Origin of the sequence: Bacillus sp. SJZ110 (assembly GCF_006715455.1) — a bacterium.
GTDB lineage: Bacteria > Bacillota > Bacilli > Bacillales > Bacillaceae > Bacillus > Bacillus subtilis.
This window is the reverse complement of the sequence record NZ_VFNF01000001.1, coordinates 183,424-202,544: the sequence shown is the minus strand read 5'-3', so window position 1 is coordinate 202,544 and position 19,121 is coordinate 183,424. Positions and strand designations below refer to the sequence as shown.

The 19,121-nt window shown below is 45.0% G+C and carries 25 protein-coding genes and 1 riboswitch; of the genes, 19 read left to right on the top strand and 6 right to left on the bottom strand.

Features of this window, described 5'->3' with window-relative positions; translation table 11 throughout:
- Nucleotides 1-20 precede the first annotated feature (20 nt).
- Nucleotides 21-308 carry a YusU family protein gene (locus FB592_RS01050; protein ID WP_021480568.1) on the top strand — a complete coding sequence of 96 codons (288 nt, stop codon included), beginning with the start codon at nucleotides 21-23 and terminating at the stop codon, nucleotides 306-308.
- Between the two features lie 19 nt (nucleotides 309-327).
- Here FB592_RS01050 and FB592_RS01045 read toward each other — a convergent pair whose 3' ends face one another.
- Nucleotides 328-1,215 (bottom strand): LysR family transcriptional regulator, encoded by an 888-nt coding sequence (locus FB592_RS01045; protein WP_021480567.1) that lies wholly within the window; start codon nucleotides 1,213-1,215, stop codon nucleotides 328-330.
- A 133-nt stretch (nucleotides 1,216-1,348) separates the two neighbouring features.
- Here FB592_RS01045 and FB592_RS01040 point away from each other — a divergent pair, with 133 nt between their 5' ends.
- Nucleotides 1,349-2,089, top strand: coding sequence for an SDR family NAD(P)-dependent oxidoreductase (locus FB592_RS01040; protein ID WP_021480566.1), 741 nt, complete (start codon nucleotides 1,349-1,351; stop codon nucleotides 2,087-2,089).
- 18 nt (nucleotides 2,090-2,107) lie between these two features.
- The gene (locus tag FB592_RS01035; protein WP_015251261.1) at nucleotides 2,108-2,491 is read left to right on the top strand and encodes a tautomerase family protein; all 384 of its coding nucleotides are present in this window, start codon (nucleotides 2,108-2,110) and stop codon (nucleotides 2,489-2,491) included.
- 35 nt (nucleotides 2,492-2,526) lie between these two features.
- On the opposite strand, the gene mdtP is transcribed toward FB592_RS01035, so the two are convergent.
- From mdtP to FB592_RS01015, 4 genes are all read right to left on the bottom strand, one after another.
- The gene (gene mdtP / locus FB592_RS01030; RefSeq protein WP_021480565.1) at nucleotides 2,527-4,152 is read right to left on the bottom strand and encodes a multidrug efflux MFS transporter MdtP; all 1,626 of its coding nucleotides are present in this window, start codon (nucleotides 4,150-4,152) and stop codon (nucleotides 2,527-2,529) included.
- Nucleotides 4,149-4,616: a MarR family transcriptional regulator MdtR gene (gene mdtR, locus FB592_RS01025; protein WP_014480800.1), complete on the bottom strand. Its 468-nt coding sequence runs from the start codon at nucleotides 4,614-4,616 to the stop codon at nucleotides 4,149-4,151. The genes mdtP and mdtR overlap by 4 nt, the downstream gene beginning before the upstream one ends.
- Nucleotides 4,617-4,774: 158 nt before the next feature.
- Nucleotides 4,775-5,107: a spore coat protein gene (locus FB592_RS01020; protein WP_003222766.1), complete on the bottom strand. Its 333-nt coding sequence runs from the start codon at nucleotides 5,105-5,107 to the stop codon at nucleotides 4,775-4,777.
- Between the two features lie 12 nt (nucleotides 5,108-5,119).
- Nucleotides 5,120-5,365 (bottom strand): hypothetical protein, encoded by a 246-nt coding sequence (locus FB592_RS01015; protein ID WP_003228567.1) that lies wholly within the window; start codon nucleotides 5,363-5,365, stop codon nucleotides 5,120-5,122.
- 93 nt (nucleotides 5,366-5,458) lie between these two features.
- Between FB592_RS01015 and FB592_RS01010 the strand changes: the two genes are divergently transcribed.
- A complete protein-coding gene (locus FB592_RS01010; protein ID WP_032722491.1) occupies nucleotides 5,459-6,367 on the top strand; it encodes a proline dehydrogenase family protein in 909 nt (302 codons plus the stop codon).
- 24 nt (nucleotides 6,368-6,391) lie between these two features.
- Here the strand turns inward: FB592_RS01010 and FB592_RS01005 are convergent, their stop codons facing one another.
- Nucleotides 6,392-6,538 carry a YuzL family protein gene (locus tag FB592_RS01005; RefSeq protein ID WP_003240817.1) on the bottom strand — a complete coding sequence of 49 codons (147 nt, stop codon included), beginning with the start codon at nucleotides 6,536-6,538 and terminating at the stop codon, nucleotides 6,392-6,394.
- 174 nt (nucleotides 6,539-6,712) lie between these two features.
- On the opposite strand from FB592_RS01005, the gene FB592_RS01000 reads away from it, so the two are divergent.
- The 15 genes from FB592_RS01000 (at nucleotide 6,713) to sufC (ending at nucleotide 19,112) form a co-directional block, all read left to right on the top strand.
- The gene (locus FB592_RS01000) at nucleotides 6,713-9,082 is read left to right on the top strand and encodes a 3-hydroxyacyl-CoA dehydrogenase/enoyl-CoA hydratase family protein (protein ID WP_128740715.1); all 2,370 of its coding nucleotides are present in this window, start codon (nucleotides 6,713-6,715) and stop codon (nucleotides 9,080-9,082) included.
- Nucleotides 9,083-9,092: 10 nt separating this feature from the next.
- The gene (locus FB592_RS00995) at nucleotides 9,093-10,268 is read left to right on the top strand and encodes an acetyl-CoA C-acetyltransferase (RefSeq protein ID WP_141949167.1); all 1,176 of its coding nucleotides are present in this window, start codon (nucleotides 9,093-9,095) and stop codon (nucleotides 10,266-10,268) included.
- A 14-nt stretch (nucleotides 10,269-10,282) separates the two neighbouring features.
- A complete protein-coding gene (gene fadE, locus FB592_RS00990) occupies nucleotides 10,283-12,067 on the top strand; it encodes an acyl-CoA dehydrogenase FadE (RefSeq protein WP_141949166.1) in 1,785 nt (594 codons plus the stop codon).
- 110 nt (nucleotides 12,068-12,177) lie between these two features.
- Nucleotides 12,178-12,534, top strand: a complete 357-nt coding sequence (locus FB592_RS00985) for an arsenate reductase family protein (RefSeq protein WP_003222779.1) — start codon at nucleotides 12,178-12,180, stop codon at nucleotides 12,532-12,534.
- 66 nt (nucleotides 12,535-12,600) lie between these two features.
- Complete coding sequence (gcvH, locus tag FB592_RS00980; RefSeq protein ID WP_003222781.1) at nucleotides 12,601-12,984, top strand: glycine cleavage system protein GcvH; 384 nt, start codon at nucleotides 12,601-12,603, stop codon at nucleotides 12,982-12,984.
- Nucleotides 12,985-13,039: 55 nt separating this feature from the next.
- Nucleotides 13,040-13,276: a YusG family protein gene (locus FB592_RS00975; RefSeq protein ID WP_003228581.1), complete on the top strand. Its 237-nt coding sequence runs from the start codon at nucleotides 13,040-13,042 to the stop codon at nucleotides 13,274-13,276.
- A gap of 77 nt (nucleotides 13,277-13,353) precedes the next feature.
- Complete coding sequence (locus FB592_RS00970; RefSeq protein WP_015483668.1) at nucleotides 13,354-13,716, top strand: toprim domain-containing protein; 363 nt, start codon at nucleotides 13,354-13,356, stop codon at nucleotides 13,714-13,716.
- A 1-nt stretch (nucleotide 13,717) separates the two neighbouring features.
- On the top strand, nucleotides 13,718-14,038 hold the full coding sequence (locus tag FB592_RS00965) for a thioredoxin family protein (RefSeq protein WP_014480792.1): 321 nt from the start codon (nucleotides 13,718-13,720) through the stop codon (nucleotides 14,036-14,038).
- A 106-nt stretch (nucleotides 14,039-14,144) separates the two neighbouring features.
- A complete protein-coding gene (locus FB592_RS00960; RefSeq protein WP_003228587.1) occupies nucleotides 14,145-14,489 on the top strand; it encodes an SCP2 sterol-binding domain-containing protein in 345 nt (114 codons plus the stop codon).
- A 114-nt stretch (nucleotides 14,490-14,603) separates the two neighbouring features.
- A riboswitch (SAM riboswitch) is annotated at nucleotides 14,604-14,710 on the top strand.
- A gap of 105 nt (nucleotides 14,711-14,815) precedes the next feature.
- On the top strand, nucleotides 14,816-15,841 hold the full coding sequence (gene metN / locus FB592_RS00955; RefSeq protein ID WP_003242531.1) for a methionine ABC transporter ATP-binding protein MetN: 1,026 nt from the start codon (nucleotides 14,816-14,818) through the stop codon (nucleotides 15,839-15,841).
- On the top strand, nucleotides 15,834-16,502 hold the full coding sequence (metP, locus tag FB592_RS00950; RefSeq protein ID WP_003228593.1) for a methionine ABC transporter permease MetP: 669 nt from the start codon (nucleotides 15,834-15,836) through the stop codon (nucleotides 16,500-16,502). The genes metN and metP overlap by 8 nt, the downstream gene beginning before the upstream one ends.
- Before the next feature lie 13 nt (nucleotides 16,503-16,515).
- The gene (gene metQ, locus FB592_RS00945) at nucleotides 16,516-17,340 is read left to right on the top strand and encodes a methionine ABC transporter substrate-binding lipoprotein MetQ (RefSeq protein ID WP_141949165.1); all 825 of its coding nucleotides are present in this window, start codon (nucleotides 16,516-16,518) and stop codon (nucleotides 17,338-17,340) included.
- A gap of 84 nt (nucleotides 17,341-17,424) precedes the next feature.
- On the top strand, nucleotides 17,425-17,802 hold the full coding sequence (locus FB592_RS00940) for a carboxymuconolactone decarboxylase family protein (RefSeq protein WP_014477920.1): 378 nt from the start codon (nucleotides 17,425-17,427) through the stop codon (nucleotides 17,800-17,802).
- Between the two features lie 193 nt (nucleotides 17,803-17,995).
- Entirely contained in the window at nucleotides 17,996-18,133 is a 138-nt protein-coding gene (locus tag FB592_RS00935; RefSeq protein WP_003228600.1) for a YuzK family famiily protein, read from the top strand.
- Between the two features lie 193 nt (nucleotides 18,134-18,326).
- Entirely contained in the window at nucleotides 18,327-19,112 is a 786-nt protein-coding gene (sufC, locus tag FB592_RS00925; protein WP_014477918.1) for a Fe-S cluster assembly ATPase SufC, read from the top strand.
- Nucleotides 19,113-19,121: the final 9 nt, after the last annotated feature.

Genomic DNA, 19,121 nt, shown 5'->3' with positions numbered 1-19,121 from the left:
CGCAGCGAAGGAGCTTTCAATTGAGAAAGCTCCTTGCTGTTTTTTCGAAAGGAAGATGGCAAATGGAACAAAAACTTCAGGAGCAGCTGGATGGATTGCTGGAGAAGTATACTGAGCTTCTGCTTGGTGAGACAAACGATGAGCTAAAAGAAGAAGTGAAGCAATGGATTTTGTACACCCATATAGCCAAAAGCATGCCTCCGCTCGCTAAGCATTGGAATGCGACATACCCTGATGCAAAGCAGGGCATTAAAGAGATCATTCAGCATATTAAGGAATTAAATGAAGCGCATCGAAACAAACAATAGCCAAAAAGCAGTCTGTTCATTATTGCAGACTGCTTTTTTGTGATTCAGCCGTTTTATCTGGCGTAAAGGAATCCATAAAGGTTCTCAGCGCGCTGCTGATAAACGAATCTTTTCGAACAATAAACTCTGTTTTCATCTGGCTGAGCGCTTCAGGCAGCGGGTACAATCGAATTGATCCTTCTGCTTCATGTTTCTGCACAACCGTTCTTGGCAGCAACGAGATGCCAAGACCTGCTGTAACTCCGCCGATAATTGCTTCAAGCGTCCCAAATTCCATAATGACCGGCTGTGTGACACCGACGGAACGCAGCCATTTTTCAAGTGTTTCTCGATACGAACAGCCTGTGCTGTAAACGAGAATCGGCTTTGTGATGGCTTCCTCAACATCGGGCACGGAGGCAGCCGAAACAACTACTGGTTCTTCTTCAAACGCAGGATAGGATTCGAGCTCAGGATGATGGCATTCGCATCCGATAAACGCGCCATCCAATTCATAACGAAGAACTTTATCAAGGAGAAATTGCGTATGTCCTGTTGTTAAAGATAGCTGGACGTTTGGATGTTCTTCATAATAAGATGCCAGGAGCTTTGGAAGCCTTACCGCGGCGGTTGTCTGAGTGGAGCCGATCATAAGCGGCCCGCTTGGTTCTGCGGAGGATGAGAGCGCTTTAGACGCTTCATCAAGCAGGCCGATAATTTTATTTGCGTAGTCCAGCAGCAATTTTCCGCTTGCAGAAAGTGTCATGCCCCGATTATGGCGCAAAAACAGTGTGGTACCCAGCTCAGCTTCCAATTGCTGAATTCTGGCCGTGACATTCGATTGTACATAGCCAAGCTGCAGGGCTGCTTTCGTAATGGTTCCTTCACGAGCTACCATTTGAAACACACGTAAATCTCCGCTTTCCATTTTGAACTCCTCCGTTCGTTTGCTATCAATCTAAGTGATATCTAGTATCTTTAACAATCATTATACGTAACATCAAAGCTGGATTACAATGGAATCAGAAATATACTTTAGTCAACAGTAAGGAGTGGCGGCAATGAATGTCTTGAACAAAATAGCTCTCGTAACGGGGGGCGGCACAGGAATCGGAAAAGCAGCCAGTATGGAATTGGCAAAGCGCGGGGCGATTGTGGCGGTGAATTATTCACGCTCGCAATCAGAAGCGGAGGAAACAGTGGAAAAGATTCGAAAAGCTGGCGGGCAAGCCTTCGCCATCCAAGCAGATGTATCCAAAAACAGCGACGTGCAGGATATGGTTCAATCAATCGTGAAAACATACGGCCCGATTGATATTTTAGTCAACAATGCCAGCATTACACGGCATATTCCAATGGATAATCTTGAGGCTGCGACAGAAGACATATGGGATGAGCTGTATGCCGTCAATGTGAAAGGGATGTTTTTCTGCGCGCGGGCAGTGGCTCCGTTCATGAAGAAAAGCAAGGCCGGGGCGATCGTAAACGTCGGCAGCATCGCAGGGGTAACTGGTGCCGGCTCATCTATGCCTTATGCAGTATCAAAATCGGCGGTGCACGGTTTAACGAAATCATTGGCCCACGCCTTAGCGCCTGAAATCAGAGTGAGCGGTGTAGCACCAGGAGCTGTGGCAACGAGATGGTGGGCTGGCCGGGAAGAAAAAATGAAAAGCATGATCGGCTCTTTGCCGCTGCAGTGTATTGCTGAACCAGATGATGTTGCCAAATTGATTTGTTCACTAATTGAACAGGAATCACTCACAGGCCAAATTATCACAATTGACAGCGGACAGACGCTGTAAAGAAAGGGGTGCAGGGAGATGCCATTTGTACAGATTCATTTACGGTCGGGAAGAAGCGAAGCGTGGCTTCAAAAACTGAGCAGGACTGTCCACCAATCGATGATTGAAGAAATCAATGTGCCGGAAGATGACTATTTTCAAGTCATCAGACAATATGAAAAAAGCGAATTTTTTTATGATCCATTTTATCTCCAAGTCGAGCGTACTGATGAACTGATATACATTCATTTTACACTGAAACAGTCAAGAACAACTGAACAGAAAAAAGCACTTTACCGCTCAATCGCGAGCCGGATTCATTCCGAGCTTGGTGTCAGAAAAGAAGATGTGTTTATCATGCTGGCCGGAAATCAGGCTGAGGATTGGTCTTTCGGAAATGGAAGAGCCCAGATGATTGAATAAAAAACCCCGCGGATTGATACCCGCGGGGTGCTCTATTAATGGGAAGGTGATTCAACGGCTTTTGCCGCCTTCTCTTTTTCTTGTTGGTCTTCCGCTTTCTTATTTGATAGCTTGATAGGTTTTAAGAACAAGGTGAATACGGCTCCGACTGCGATAAAGATCAGGCCCGTATAAAACACGCTGTGGAGCGAATCCATCAACGATGTTTTTAAAATCGGCACAATATGGGATGAGAAAGCCGCAGGGATTTGTTTGACCGCGTCCGGACTGAACAGTGATTGCAGCAGCCCTTGCGGATTTGTATCAATCATACCCTTTAGCTGGGCGGCAAACGAGCTTGCCTGTGCCGGAAGAGAGTCTAAATATGGAACCAATTTATCTGTTAATAGATTTCCTGATCTCGCATTCATTACGGCTCCCAGCATGGTAATGCCGAATGTTCCGCCGATAGAACGGAAGAATTGGCTGGATGAAGTGACAACTCCAAGCTCCTCCTTCGAAAAGCTTTCCTGTAAAGCCAATGTCAGAATCGGCATAACAAGACCCATTCCCAGACCAATAATCGCCATAAAAGATGTAGCGACAAGCTTGCTCGTGTCGAGATCCAATGTCGTTAACAGCAGGAATCCGCCGGCCATAACCAGCATGCCTGCAATGATTTGCGGTTTAATCCCGATTTTATAAACAAGCTGTCCGCCGATGATACTTGTGATAATCATAGAAATCATCATCGGTGTCATAATTGTACCCGATTCAGACGCACTTACACCGACAATTCCTTGCATAAAGAAAGGAACAAACGTAATGGCGCCAAACATACCGATACTCATAAAGAAGCCGATCAAGTTTAGAAATGTAAATGTTCTGTTTTTAAATAAATACATTGGCAGGATTGGCTCTTTTGCTTTTGATTCTACGATGATAAAGCTGACAATGCCGATCAGTGCGAGAGCGAACAACCCAAGAATCTGCCATGAATCCCATGCATAATCTTTTCCGCCAAAGCTTAAGGCGAGCAGGAGGCTGACCACACCCACAATCATTGTGAAAATACCAGCGATATCGAAGTTGATCGGCCCAGTCTGCTGGCGTCCCTGTAATCCCCTGGCAATAAAAATAACCGCAATAATTCCGACTGGCAGGTTAATATAGAAAACCCATTTCCAGTTTAACGAGTCTACAATCCAGCCGCCGATTTGCGGCCCAATCACTGAAGCCAGCCCGTAAATTGCGCCAAAGACACCTTGGAATTTAGCACGCTGTTTTCCTGTGAACAAGTCACCGATGACAATCATCGCCATCGGCATCATGATGCCTCCGCCGATTCCCTGCAGTCCACGGAAGATAATCAATTCCGTCATGTTGTTGGCCATTCCGCACAAAGCAGAAGCTGCCATGAAAATAATTAAACCTGATACATAGACAATGCGGCGTCCCAATAAATCAGCCAGTTTACCGGCAATTGGAACAATGGTTGTTGATGTTAACAAATATGCCGTTGTCAGCCAGGTCATCATGCTCAAACCGCCCAGATCACCGACAATTTTCGGCATGGCCGTTCCGACAATAGTACCGTCAAGGGCTGAAAAAAACATGGCAATAATTAAGCCTGTTATTAATAACGTTCGTTTTGATTGTTTGCCTTCTTTACTCATTTTCATCCGTTTCCTCTTTTCATGTTTTGCTTTTCATCCGTTTCTGCTGCTTGTGCGAGCTTTGCAGTAATATGCGCCGCCTGCAGCATTTCCTCCTCCGTCAAAAAGGAAAGGTAGCGCGCCATAATGGCCTTTCTGCCTGCCAAAACCTCCTCGAACTTTCTGTCTCCTTCGTCAGTAAGACTGAGATCAATCACTCGCCTGTCTTTTGTGTTGTGTGTTCTGGCGATAAGATTTTTTTGTTCAAGGCGATCTGCCATCAGCGTCACCGCGCTTGGCTTCACCTCCATACGCTCGGCAATTTCAGAAATTTTGAGGCTGCCGTGTTTCTTTAGGCTGGCCAGCACAAACAGCTGCGCTGGGGTGACACCTTGTTTCTCCATGCTTTCCAGCATTTCAGGCTGTATCTTTTGAAAGAGCGCCTGAAGCGATAATTGAATATCGGACATTAACTGATCCGCACTCTTCATATTCATTTCCCCTCTGTTACATACACTGTATATATATTTTAATGACAAAATAGTTAATGCTTATTAAATATAAATAAGCGTAAATGAAAAGTCAACTGATTTTACACAAAAAAAGGATAGATGCCCGATAGAACATCGTATCCTTTTTACTAATGTTGTTATTGCTGATAAGGAGACTGCTGCTGAATGGTCTGCTGGAATTTTTGATAGGACTGCTGCAGCTTTTGTGCATCCTCCGCTTCAACAGAATACCATCCATATTGGAACATGAGATCATATAGTTTTCTTTGCGCTTTTTGTGACTCATCAAAAATGGATTGAATATCCTGATAAAGAGACTCGTGGCTGAATTCGTGCAAGGCAGTGCAATAAGCTGTTGTCATGTATTTTTCAGTTGTCAGCAATTCGTTGACGAAATCTCTGTCATTCATTTCCGATGTTGTCGGTACAGGTGTCTGCGGGTTGCTGATTTTTTGATTTTGCTGATTCATTCTGGCGCCTCCTTATTGGATGTAGCCGGACTGCTGCTGGCCTGGCTGCAGATGTTTTAATATTCTTTGGTAGTGATCATGATGCATGTGTCCGACGCGGTCGAGTTCTTGCTTTAACGTTTGATCCTGGCACTGCTGCGCCATGAAATGCGCTTTTTTCATCGCGAGCAAATTCCAGTTCAGCATGTCATTGAGATACAAATGATCCTTTGTCGAAATAACGGAAGGCGGCATTTGAGATTGCTGCTGATTATCCATTGTGATCCTCCTTTGGTTTCTGTTCATTTTATAGTTTCCTTCAGACTGGGAGTTATATACAGGGTTTTGAAGATGACGGCGGGAGGGAGTCGGATGTTGAGACATGTGTTTTTATTCTTATCTCAAAATAAAACACTTACCAAGTTCGCAAAAGCATACGGAACGCGGCTTGGAGCACGAAGGTTTGTCGCAGGGGATACGATTGAATCGGCGGTTAAGACCGTCAAAAGGCTAAACAGATCCGGTTTGTGTGCAACAATTGATTATTTAGGCGAGTATGCAGCTTCGGAAAAAGAAGCAAACCAAGTCGCAGAGGAATGCAAGAAAGCCATTCAAGCCATTGCCGAACATCAATTGGACTCAGAGCTTTCACTTAAGCTGACCTCAATCGGGCTCGATCTTTCAGAAGAACTTGCTCTTACTCATTTGCGCGCCATTCTTTCCGTTGCGAAGCAATATGATGTTGCTGTTACCATTGATATGGAAGACTATTCCCATTATGAACAGACACTTTCTATTTACAGGCAATGCAAACAGGAATTTGAGAAGCTCGGCACGGTCATTCAGGCGTATCTGTACCGGGCGGCAGAAGATATCAGAAAGATGCGGGACTTAAAGCCGAATCTCAGACTTGTAAAAGGCGCTTATAAAGAATCTGCGGCCGTAGCGTTTCCCGACAAAAGAGGAACGGACCTTCATTTTCAGAGCTTAATAAAGCTGCAGTTGTTAAGCGGGAACTACACGGCTGTCGCCACACATGACGATGACATCATTGCATTTACGAAACAGCTCGTCGCCGAACATCAAATCCCCGCGTCGCAATTTGAGTTTCAAATGCTATACGGCATCAGGCCGGAGCGTCAGAAGGAACTCGCCAAGGAAGGCTACAGAATGCGTGTGTATGTCCCATATGGAACGGACTGGTTCAGCTACTTTATGAGAAGAATTGCCGAACGGCCTGCCAATGCAGCGTTTGTGTTAAAAGGAATTTTGAAAAAGTGAAAGCAGCCGCGGGAAGCAGCTGCATTATGATTGTTCCATGTTATGTTTTTTATACTGCTGATTTTGACTTGTCCGTTTTCCGCCGCCGTAATGCTGAGTCGGACCGGCATCTCCCTTTACGCTCGCCGCGCTGACTGCCGCTGAAGACGGATTTTTTTTCTCTCGTACCATTCCCTTCACCTCCGGGCTTAAGTTGCCCGACTTTTATAGGCTTCATACAAAAAAATAACAAATTAGCTATTGAAGTCGAACCGGAAATCTTTTAAGATGAAAGAAGAAACGGGTTTCATTTTTTTTAGTCAAAAAATGAATGACTATTCATTCAATGTTCAAGGGGGATATCTCATGCACAAACACATTCGGAAGGCAGCCGTTTTAGGATCGGGGGTAATGGGTTCCGGGATTGCGGCGCATTTGGCTAACATCGGAATTCCTGTCCTGCTGCTAGATATTGTGCCGAACGATTTGACAAAGGAAGAGGAAAAAAGGGGGCTGACGAAGGACAGTCCGGAGGTGCGCAGCAGGCTGAGCCGGCAGGCGATGAAAAAACTGCTGAAACAAAAGCCCGCTCCCCTCACATCAGCGAAAAATACCTCCTATATTACACCTGGCAATCTGGAGGATGATGCAGAAAAACTGAAAGAAGCAGATTGGATTATTGAGGTCGTTGTCGAAAACCTTGAAGTCAAAAAGAAAATTTTCGCTCTTGTGGATGAACATCGAAAGACTGGAAGCATCGTCTCAAGCAACACATCCGGCATATCAGTGCAGGAAATGGCTGAAGGCCGGTCGGATGATTTTAAAGCCCATTTTCTCGGAACGCATTTTTTTAATCCCGCACGCTATTTAAAGCTGCTAGAGATCATTCCGATTAAGGAAACGGATCCTGATATTTTAAAGTTTATGACAGCTTTCGGAGAAAATGTCCTCGGGAAAGGCGTTGTTACAGCAAAGGACACACCGAACTTTATCGCAAACCGCATCGGGACTTACGGGCTTCTCGTGACAGTCCAAGAAATGCTGAAAGGCGGTTATCAGGTCGGGGAGGTTGATTCGATCACAGGACCGCTGATCGGCAGGCCGAAAAGCGCTACCTTTAGAACGCTTGATGTGGTCGGTCTCGATACATTCGCCCACGTTGCCCGAAATGTGTATGACAAAGCTGATGGCGATGAAAAAGAAGTGTTTCGCCTTCCAAGCTTCATGAACGATATGCTGGAAAAAGGGTGGATCGGAAGCAAGGCCGGCCAAGGCTTTTATAAAAAAGAAGGAAAAACGATTTATGAGCTTGACCCAGTGACGCTTACTTACGGCGAGCGGACAAAAATGAAATCACCGGCACTTGAAGCGGCAAAACAGGCAAAAGGGACAAAAGCCAAAATGAAAGCGCTTATTTATTCGGATGACAGGGCCGGCCGTTTGCTGTGGAATATCACTTCTCAAACCCTGCTTTACTCAGCCGAGCTGCTTGGCGAGATTGCCGATGATATTCATGCGATTGACCAAGCCATGAAGTGGGGATTCGGCTGGGAACTGGGCCCTTTTGAAATGTGGGATGCCATCGGCCTCAAGCAGTCAGCGGAAAAGCTTGAGCAGCTTGGAGCAGATATGCCTGGCTGGATAAAAGAGATGCTGGACAAAGGAAATGAAACCTTCTACATCAAAGAGAACGGAACGGTATTTTATTATGACCGCGGCGAATACAGAGCCGTGAAAGAAAACAAAAAACGAATTCATTTACAAGCACTTAAAGAAACAAAAGGCGTGATTGCGAAAAACAGCGGAGCAAGCTTAATTGATCTTGGAGATGATGTGGCCCTTCTTGAATTTCATTCGAAAAGCAATGCGATCGGCCTCGATATCATTCAAATGATCCACAAAGGATTAGAGGAAACAGAACGGAATTACAAGGGGCTTGTCATCGGCAATCAAGGTAAAAATTTCTGCGTCGGCGCGAATCTCGCCATGATCTTAATGGAAGTCCAAGACGACAACTTTTTGGAAGTTGATTTTGTGATCCGCCGTTTTCAGGAGACGATGATGAAGATCAAATACAGTGCGAAACCGGTCGTCGCCGCGCCATTTGGCATGACGCTCGGCGGAGGAACGGAAGCATGCCTGCCGGCGGCGCGCATTCAAGCGGCAAGCGAAGCCTATATGGGACTTGTGGAATCCGGTGTCGGCCTCATCCCTGGCGGAGGAGGTAACAAAGAGCTGTACATCAACCATCTTCGCCGCGGCCATGATCCGATGAATGCGGCAATGAAAACATTTGAAACAATCGCGATGGCGAAAGTGTCCGCTTCCGCCCAAGAGGCTCGTGAGATGAACATTTTAAAAGAAACGGATCACATCAGCGTGAATCAAGACCACCTGTTATACGATGCGAAGCAGCTGGCCGCATCTTTATACGATACCGGCTGGCGGCCGCCTGTAAAAGAAAAGGTCAAGGTGCCGGGAGAAACCGGTTATGCGGCACTCTTGCTTGGCGCTGAGCAGATGAAGCTGTCCGGCTATATATCTGAGCATGATTTTAAGATCGCGAAAAAACTCGCTTATGTCATTGCGGGCGGAAAAGTGCCGTTTGGTACAGAGGTTGATGAAGAGTATTTATTGGAGATCGAAAGAGAAGCGTTTTTGAGTTTGGCAGGAGAGGCAAAATCTCAAGCGAGAATGCAGCATATGCTTGTGAAAGGTAAACCTTTACGGAATTAGGAGGGAGCTTATGAAAGAGGCAGTCATTGTATCAGGTGCAAGAACACCGGTTGGAAAAGCAAAAAAAGGATCGTTGGCCACCGTTCGCCCGGATGATTTGGGAGCGATTTGTGTAAAAGAGACACTGAAACGGGCAGGCGGTTACGAAGGCAATATTGACGATTTGATTATTGGCTGTGCAACGCCTGAAGCGGAGCAGGGGCTTAATATGGCGAGAAATATCGGTGCGCTCGCGGGCCTGCCGTACACGGTTCCGGCGATTACAGTTAACCGCTATTGCTCTTCAGGCCTTCAGTCTATTGCATATGCAGCAGAAAAAATTATGCTGGGCGCCTACGATACAGCGATCGCCGGCGGAGCGGAATCCATGTCGCAAGTTCCGATGATGGGGCATGTTACCCGTCCGAACCTTGCTTTGGCAGAAAAGGCACCGGAATATTATATGAGCATGGGGCACACAGCCGAGCAAGTCGCGAAAAAATACGGCGTCTCCCGTGAGGATCAAGACGCGTTTGCCGTTCGCAGCCATCAAAACGCCGCTAAAGCCCTTGCAGAAGGAAAATTTAAAGATGAAATTGTACCCGTCGAAGTGACGGTGACAGAAATCGGAGAAGACCATAAGCCTATGGAAAAACAGTTTGTGTTTTCTCAGGATGAAGGTGTTCGCCGGCAAACGACTGCAGACATCTTATCGACATTGCGCCCGGCCTTTTCCGTTGACGGGACGGTGACTGCGGGCAATTCTTCGCAGACAAGTGACGGAGCGGCGGCTGTCATGCTGATGGACCGGGAAAAAGCCGATGCTCTTGGCCTGGCGCCGCTTGTGAAATTCCGCTCCTTTGCCGTAGGCGGCGTGCCGCCGGAAGTGATGGGAATCGGACCGGTGGAAGCAATTCCGCGCGCTTTGAAGCTTGCCGGACTTCAGCTGCAGGACATCGGCTTGTTTGAACTGAATGAAGCTTTTGCCTCACAGGCCATTCAAGTAATCAGGGAATTGGGAATTGATGAAGAAAAAGTGAATGTCAACGGGGGCGCAATCGCGCTTGGACACCCGCTTGGCTGTACGGGCACAAAGCTTACACTCTCACTCATCCATGAAATGAAACGGAGAAACGAGCAATTTGGAGTCGTGACCATGTGCATCGGCGGCGGGATGGGAGCGGCCGGTGTATTTGAATTATGCTAAAGGGGGAAAAACAAATGGCAAAAAAAGCGGCTGAAGTACAAAAAGGCGGCGGATTTTTAATCGAGGATGTCACATACGATCAAATGTATACACCGGAGGATTTCACTGACGAGCATAAAATGATTGCGAAAACAACGGAGGATTACATCGAGCAAGATGTTCTCCCTCATATAGATGATATCGAAAACCACCAATTCGAGCATTCTGTCAGACTGTTGAAGAAAGCGGGCGAACTAGGGCTGCTTGGCGCCGATGTGCCGGAAGAATACGGAGGACTCGGCCTAGATAAAATCAGCTCGGCACTCATCACTGAGAAATTTTCGCGTGCGGGAAGCTTTTCTCTTTCTTATGGCGCGCATGTCGGTATCGGTTCCTTGCCGATCGTCTTTTTCGGGTCAGAAGAACAAAAGAAAAAATATTTGCCTGGACTCGCTTCAGGCGAAAAGATCGCCGCTTATGCTCTGACTGAGCCTGGCTCTGGGTCTGATGCACGTGGAGCAAAAACAACAGCTGTGCTGAATGAAGCAGGAACCCATTATGTATTAACAGGGGAAAAACAGTGGATTACCAACTCTGCTTTTGCCGATGTATTTGTGGTTTACGCTAAGGTAGACGGCGACAAGTTTTCAGCCTTTATTGTAGAAAAAGAGTTCCCGGGTGTCTCCACGGGACCGGAAGAAAAGAAAATGGGAATCAAGGGATCATCGACAAGAACTCTCATTCTGGATCAAGCTGAAGTGCCAAAGGAAAACCTGCTCGGAGAAATCGGCAAAGGGCATGTCATCGCCTTTAATATTTTAAACATCGGCCGTTACAAACTGGCGGTTGGCACAATCGGCGCATCTAAACGCGTCATCGAGCTGTCTGCGGCATACGCAAATCAGCGCCGCCAATTTAAAACGCCGATTGCTGGTTTTTCATTAACACAGGAAAAAATCGGGACAATGGCCTCAAGGCTGTATGCGATGGAAAGCTCTGTATACAGAACCGTCGGGCTGTTTGAAGACAATATGAGCCAGTTCACGGCCGAAGATCTCAAGGACGGCCGGCAAATCGCCAAATCGATTGCGGAATACGCCATCGAATGCTCTCTGAATAAGGTATTCGGCTCTGAAACGCTTGATTATATCGTTGATGAAGGCGTGCAGATTCATGGAGGCTACGGCTTTATGCAGGAGTACGAAGTAGAAAGGGCCTATAGGGATTCAAGGATCAATCGGATTTTTGAAGGCACAAACGAAATCAACCGGTTAATCGTGCCAAGCACCTTCCTGAAAAAAGCGCTTAAAGGCGAACTGCCTCTATTTGAAAAAGCACAGTCACTGCAGGAAGAACTCATGATGCTTATGCCTGAAGAGCCTGGAAGCGGCGTCTTAGAGCAGGAGAAATATATCGTCAAGCAAGCCAAAAAAATTGCGTTGTTTGCTGCCGGCCTAGCCGCGCAAAAATACGGAAAAGCGATCGATCGTGAGCAAGAAATTCTCGTGAACGTAGCGGATATCGTCAGCAATGTATACGCAATGGAATCAGCCGTGCTCAGAACGGAAAAGGCCATTGCCGCACAAGGCGCTGAAAAAGCAGCGCAAAAGGTGCTGTACACAGAAATTTTCGTTCAAGAGGCCTTTAACGAAATTGAAGCGCATGCGAAGGAATCCCTTATCGCAATGGAAGAAGGAGATTCACTCCGCATGATGCTTTCCGCTCTGCGCAAGCTGACACGCGTAACGCCTAAAAACGTGATTCAGAAAAAACGCGAGGCGGCGGCAGGCATTTTTGAGGCTGAGAAATATATTGTCTGATTGGCCATGAGCTCCGCATGCGCGGAGCTCTTTTTTAAGAAGCACTGTTTTAGGTTTTTAAAACAAACTGTGTTAAAATAACCTCGATTATTTTATTGAGGGGGAAGAAGATGTCGTTAACTTTTTACTGGTACCCTAAATGCGGAACGTGCCGCAAAGCAAAGAAGTGGCTTGAAGAGCATGGAAAAGAAATAAACGAAATACATATTGCTGAGCAGCCGCCAAGCAAAGAAGAATTAAAAGCGCTTTATGAAAAAAGCGGGCTGGATCTCAAGAAATTTTTCAACACGAGCGGCATGAAATACCGCGAACTCAATCTCAAGGAAAAGCTGTATCACATGTCAGAGGACGAACAGCTCGAGCTGCTGGCTTCAGATGGTATGCTGATCAAACGCCCGCTTACAACAGACGGCGAAAAAGTGACTGTCGGATTTAAAGAAGACCAATTTGAAGAAAACTGGGCTTAATGTAAATTTTTTTTGAAAAGTGTGGTATCTTCTTATTGTAGTGCTGTAAAAAATGGAGGGATTCAATTGAGCATACCAAAAGATTTGCGTTACTCAGGAGAACACGAGTGGGTAAAAGTTGAAGGAGAAAAAGCCAGAATCGGAATTACGCATTTTGCCCAGTCCGAACTAGGCGACATCGTGTTTGTCGAACTTCCTGAAGTGGGCGCTGAAATCAAAGCGGACGAGCCATTCGGCAGTGTTGAATCCGTTAAAACGGTATCTGAGCTTTATGCACCGATTAACGGAACGGTTGTGGAAGTAAACGAAGATCTTGATGACAGTCCGGAATTCGTCAACGAATCTCCGTACGAAAAAGCATGGATGATCGTCGTTGAGCCATCTGACGCTTCTGAAATTGAAAAACTGATGACAGCAGAGCAATACGAAGAGATGACACAAGAAGACTAAAACAGGATAGCCGTAAAAGCAATTGGACACGCTAACGTTATGGGAGGTGTCCAATATGGCTTTCGACAAACAAAAGCTCGATGTCACCAATGACGTGACAGGCCGCTTTCAAAATGGCCGGCTCTCGTTATATCATGATAATGAGATGATCGGCCAAATGACAAGCATGAATGAATATGAGCTTAAGTCCGGTTATTCCTTTGAAAATGAGAAATTTTATAAGACAGCCGATGTGGTCTCTGGAGACGACGCAAAATATGTAGATTGTGACTACGAAAACGGCTGGTGTTAATGTTGGCGGTGAATTTCACTGCCTTCTTTTACAATCTGAACGTTTCAAATTTGACGCGGCAGGTGAACAAGATGAAGATGGATGAGCTGGAAAAGGTTATGATTGTCGAGGGGAAATCAGATAAAGAGAAAATCGAAAGCGTCCTGAATGAACCGGTGCGCATTATCTGCACAAACGGAACAATCAGCCAGCTGAGGCTCGAGGAATTGGCTGACGAGCTTTATGATAAAGACGTCTATATATTAGTTGATGCTGATGAATCAGGTGAGAAATTGAGAAAACAGCTGAAGCGTGAATTTAATGAAGCCTGCCATCTCCATATCGACAGAGCCTATAAGGAAGTAGCGGCTGCGCCCAGGCACCATGTCGCCTCTGTATTGCTGCGTGCGAATCTGAATGTCCATACTATTTTTCTTGAAAGAAAGTCCCGAGGTGTATAGCATGAAAGAACTCCAAGAACACGAACTTGATCACATTGAAGATGATGTGTACCTTCTATATTTATATACTCCGTTTTGCGGCACCTGCCAGCTTGCAAGCAAAATGCTGACAGTGGTGAAAGAAATGCTGCCGGATGTCGCCTTCTATCAAAACAATGTCAATTACTCTCCGACATTCGCAAAAGCGTATCAAATTGAAAGCGTCCCTTGTTTTCTACTGTTTAAAGGCGGAAAGGTGGTAGAAAGAGGATATGCATTTCATTCCGTTTCTTATTTATATGAGCTGATCAAACAAAAATCATCTTCCGCATCCCATTTATGACATATTTCTCAGCATATCCAATGAAATTGTCGTTCGTTTTATAAAGGGGTTCTTGCGACAAAGAGAGAAATGTGTATGTATGACCAACAAATAGGAGGTTGTACATATGGAGAAAGCGGAAGTTTTAGAGGATGAGTATCAGCATCTGTTTTTAAAACCCCTTTTGAATGCCTCAACATTGCTCATTACCTTCCAAGGAGAAGCAGAAGCCTTAACCGTCTCAATAAACGAACAGGGAGAAATGAAAAAAGTTTCTCCGCCCCAAACGTCCAACCTGACCTTTTACGGAAACCAAACGGAAATTATTGATTTATTGCACGGAGACATTTCCCTGCAGCACCTCATTCAGAGCGGAAGCCTCAAAGTAAAGGGGTCATTCAGGGCCCTGTTAAAACTGGAAGCCATTCTCTGGCTGACAAATGGGTTTTTTCAGAGGATTTTAAAAAATTAAAAAATAATAAATTATTATAATAGTAAAAGTTGACATCATTTATTTTATTGACATTTAATCATTCGCCGTGCTATTCTACATTAAGAATTTCCGGACGAAAAAGACTATATATTTCTCTTATCAAGAGAGGTGGAGGGAAGTGCCCTATGAAGCCCGGCAACCATCAACGCTGTTGAAATGGTGCCAATTCACACGAAGCGTTCAGCTTTGAAAGATGAGAGAAAGGCATTTTATATAAGCCTTTCTGCTCAAGTGTGCAGAAAGGCTTTTCTTTTGCAGAAAAAACCGGAAGATTTCTTAGAATAGTGTTAAGGCAGGTGATTGCTTTGATCAATCTTCAGGATGTTTCAAAAGTTTACAAGTCGAAACATGGAGATGTCAATGCTGTCCAAAACGTCTCGCTTTCCATTAAAAAAGGTGAGATTTTTGGAATTATAGGATATAGCGGAGCTGGTAAGAGTTCCTTAATCCGTCTGCTGAACGGCCTTGAGAAACCAACCTCAGGAACCGTGGAAGTGGCGGGAACCAAGATTAATGAAGTAAATGGACGCGGTTTAAGAAAAGCACGCCATGAGATCAGTATGATTTTCCAGCATTTCAATTTGCTTTGGTCGCGGACTGTCAGAGATAATATCATGTTTCCTTTGGAAATTGCCGGAGTGAAAAAGAGCGAGCGGATCAAGCGCGCCAATGAACTGATTAAACTGGTAGGTTTAGAAGGAAAAGAAAAATCTTATCCGTCTCAGCTGAGCGGCGGTCAGAAGCAGCGTGTGGGAATTGCCAGAGCGCTTGCAAACAATCCGAAGGTTCTCCTTTGTGACGAAGCGACATCAGCATTAGATCCGCAAACGACAGATTCAATTCTGGATCTATTGTCCGATATTAATGAAAGACTCGGTTTGACGATTGTGCTGATTACGCACGAAATGCATGTCATCCGCAAAATCTGCAACAGAGTCGCCGTCATGGAAAACGGCAAGGTGGTCGAAGAAGGCGAGGTTCTCGATGTCTTCAAAAATCCAAAGGAACAAATGACAAAACGATTTGTTCAGCAGGTGACAGAGCCGGAAGAAACGAAAGAGACGCTTCAGCACCTTCTTGATGATACAGCATCAGGAAAAATGGTTCAGCTCACATTTGTCGGTGAGTCAGCTGAACAGCCTCTGATTACAGAGATGATCAGAAACTTCAATGTCAGCGTCAATATTCTGCAAGGGAAAATTTCGCAGACGAAGGATGGGGCTTACGGTTCACTGTTCATCCACATTGACGGGGACGAGGAAGAAGTGCAAAACGTGATCCGTTTCATTAATGACAAACAGGTGAAAGCAGAGGTGATCACGAATGTTTGAAAAATACTTCCCGAACGTTGATTTAACTGAATTATGGAACGCGACATATGAAACACTTTATATGACGCTGATTTCTTTACTGTTTGCTTTTGTCATCGGGGTCATCCTCGGCTTGCTGCTCTTTCTGACGAGCAAAGGAAGCCTCTGGCAGAATAAAGCGGTCAACTCTGTGATTGCGGCCGTTGTTAACATATTCAGATCGATTCCGTTCCTTATTTTAATTATTTTACTATTAGGTTTTACGAAATTTTTAGTCGGCACGATCTTAGGGCCAAACGCCGCATTGCCGGCGCTGGTAATCGGCTCGGCACCATTTTATGCGCGCCTTGTTGAAATCGCGCTGCGTGAGGTGGATAAAGGTGTGATTGAAGCCGCTAAATCAATGGGCGCGAAAACGTCTACGATTATTTTCAAAGTGCTGATTCCGGAATCAATGCCTGCTCTTATTTCTGGCATTACGGTTACTGCCATCGCTTTGATCGGCTCAACGGCAATTGCCGGAGCCATTGGTTCAGGAGGCCTTGGAAACCTTGCGTACGTAGAAGGATATCAGTCTAATAACGCTGATGTTACCTTCGTTGCTACTGTGTTTATTTTAATCATCGTGTTTATTATTCAAATCATCGGTGATCTAATAACAAATATTATAGACAAACGATAAGGGAGGATTTACATTGAAAAAGCTATTTTTGGGTGCATTACTGCTTGTATTTGCAGGAGTCATGTCTGCCTGCGGTTCGAATAACGGCGCTGAATCTGGCAAGAAAGAAATTGTCGTTGCGGCAACAAAAACACCGCATGCGGAAATTTTAAAAGAAGCTGAACCATTGCTGAAAGAAAAAGGCTATACGCTGAAAGTGAAAGTGCTTAGTGATTACAAAATGTACAATAAAGCTTTAGCTGATAAAGAAGTGGACGCGAACTACTTCCAGCACATTCCTTACCTTGAGCAAGAAATGAAAGAAAACACAGATTACAAACTTGTGAATGCCGGCGCAGTTCACTTAGAGCCATTCGGTATTTACTCTAAAACATACAAATCACTGAAAGACCTTCCAGACGGTGCGACAATCATTCTGACAAACAACGTTGCTGAACAAGGACGTATGCTTGCAATGCTTGAAAACGCTGGATTAATCACTCTTGATTCTAAGGTAGAAACAATTGACGCAACACTGAAAGACATTAAGAAAAACCCGAAAAACCTTGAATTCAAAAAAGTGGCGCCTGAATTAACGGCAAAAGCATATGAAAACAAAGAAGGAGACGCGGCCTTCATCAATGTAAACTATGCGATCCAAAATAAATTAAATCCTAAAAAAGATGCAATTGAAGTAGAATCAACGAAAAACAACCCATACGCTAACATCATCGCAGTAAGAAAAGACGAAGAAGATTCTGCAAAAATCAAAGCGCTGATGGAAGTTCTTCACTCTAAAAAGATCAAAGACTTCATCGAGAAAAAATACGACGGAGCTGTGCTTCCTGTATCTGAATAAGGCTGAAACCCCGGATGAGAAATCCGGGGTTTTTTTCGCGTATTTTCCTAAAAGCTGTTCATAATAAAAAGGAATGTTAAACAGATGGAGGGATTTTCTTTGAATCAAGACAGAGGAAGCATGCAGGACGCGTTAAAACAATATAAACATGGTTTAGGTACATTTGAACAAAAGATGCCGCTGATGGGAAGGAAATTTAACGAATTTACTGAACAGTGCTTTGCCGGGAATTCTCTGACTGAAAGAGAAAAACAGCTGATCGCCCTCGGAATTGCCATCAATGCTCAGGACGAATATTGCATGATCTATCATACAAAAGGCTGTCTCGATCAGGGAGCGACAGAAGAAAACATTCTCGAAGCCGTCAGTGTGGCAGCGGCATTTGGAGGCGGCGCAGCTTTCAGCCAAGGCGTGACAGTTGTTCAACAGTGCATTGAGGAATTCGGAAACACCACGCATTAAGAGAAGGAATATTCCGAAAAACCATTCTCATTTGTTCTGAAAGGATGCTTTCGTCTCATCTGCCGCTATTTCACGCCAAATCGTTTTTGCGGCATCCAACGCAGCACTGGTACAATAAAAAGCAAATATATGAAGGGATTGATTCATTATTTGCAGCAGCCAGGACAGACTGAACCTCGATTATACGTCAGAAATGGAAAAAGCGATGCAGCTGTCACACGGAATTGGATACGAGGAATATGGACGCCGGCTGGAAACAAGAATGAAAGTAGAGCGGCAGAGAGAGCTTGATTACGAAAAAAGCAAGCGGATTTCTGCGGGAGCTTATTGAGAAAATCAATCTTTTAAAAAAGGGTGGGAATCCACTCTTTTTCTTTTTCAATCGCTTTAATAAAGTGCTGATCTTTGTTAAACTTGAGGAATGTGCAAGGCACGATAAAAAGTTGTATTTACTTTTCATTTGTTATAAAATTAGAATGAGAATAAAATGAGAATAATGATTATATATTTTTGGAGGTATAGATATGGCTGCTTCAACATTAACGATCAAAGATCTTCACGTTGAAATCGAAGGGAAAGAGATCTTAAAGGGTGTAAACCTTGAAATAAAAGGTGGAGAATTCCACGCAGTAATGGGCCCGAATGGAACTGGTAAATCCACATTATCAGCTGCTATTATGGGGCATCCTAAATATGAAGTAACAAAAGGCAGCATCACGCTTGACGGCAAAGATGTACTGGAGATGGAAGTGGACGAGCGTGCGCAGGCAGGCTTATTCCTTGCGATGCAGTACCCAAGTGAAATCAGCGGTGTGACAAATGCCGACTTCCTTCGCTCAGCAATCAACGCGCGCAGAGAAGAAGGCGATGAAATTTCTCTCATGAAATTCATCCGCAAAATGGACGAAAACATGGAGTTCCTTGAAATGGACCCTGAAATGGCTCAGCGCTATCTTAACGAAGGCTTCTCAGGCGGGGAGAAAAAACGCAATGAAATCCTTCAATTAATGATGATTGAACCGAAAATCGCCATCCTTGATGAAATTGACTCAGGTCTTGATATTGACGCTTTGAAAGTTGTATCAAAAGGGATCAACAAAATGCGCAGCGAAAGCTTCGGCTGCCTGATGATCACTCACTATCAGCGCCTGTTAAACTACATCACTCCGGATGTTGTTCACGTTATGATGCAAGGCCGCGTTGTAAAATCCGGCGGTGCAGAGCTTGCACAGCGTCTTGAAGCAGAAGGTTATGACTGGATCAAACAAGAACTTGGCATTGAAGACGAAACTGTTGGCCAAGAAGCGTAAGCGTTAGGG